1 protein-coding gene is annotated in these 500 nt (G+C 70.0%); it reads right to left on the reverse strand.

The features are described 5' to 3' along the window. Positions 1 to 500: TCP-1/cpn60 chaperonin family protein (locus K206_RS40675; RefSeq protein WP_020207213.1), on the reverse strand; the 500-nt coding region annotated here is incomplete at both ends.

A 500-nucleotide genomic window follows, 5' to 3' on the forward strand; every position in this document is an offset into this window, starting at 1 on the left:
TCGACGCGCGCCTTCTTTTCCTTGACCTCGACCTCGGTGGCGCCGCCCACCTTGAGCACGGCCACGCCGCCGGCCAGCTTGGCCACGCGCTCCTGCAGCTTCTCGCGGTCGTAGTCGGAGGTGGCTTCGTCGATCTGCGCGCGGATGCGCTTGACGCGCGCCTGGATCTGCCCGGCATCGCCGGCGCCGTCGATGATGGTGGTGTTTTCCTTGCCGATCTCCACGCGCGCGGCCTGGCCCAGTTCTTCCAGCGAGACCTTCTCCAGCGACAGGCCGACTTCCTCGGCCACCACCTGGCCGCTGGTGAGGATGGCGATGTCTTCCAGCAGCGCCTTGCGGCGGTCGCCGAAGCCCGGCGCCTTGACCGCGGCGGCCTTGAGGATGCCGCGGATGTTGTTGACCACCAGCGTGGCCAGCGCCTCGCCCTCCACGTCCTCGGCCACGATCAGCAGCGGACGGCCGGCCTTGGCCACCTGCTCCAGCACCGGCAGCAGGTCGCG

This window comes from Cupriavidus sp. WS, assembly GCF_000395345.1.
GTDB lineage: Bacteria > Pseudomonadota > Gammaproteobacteria > Burkholderiales > Burkholderiaceae > Cupriavidus > Cupriavidus basilensis_B.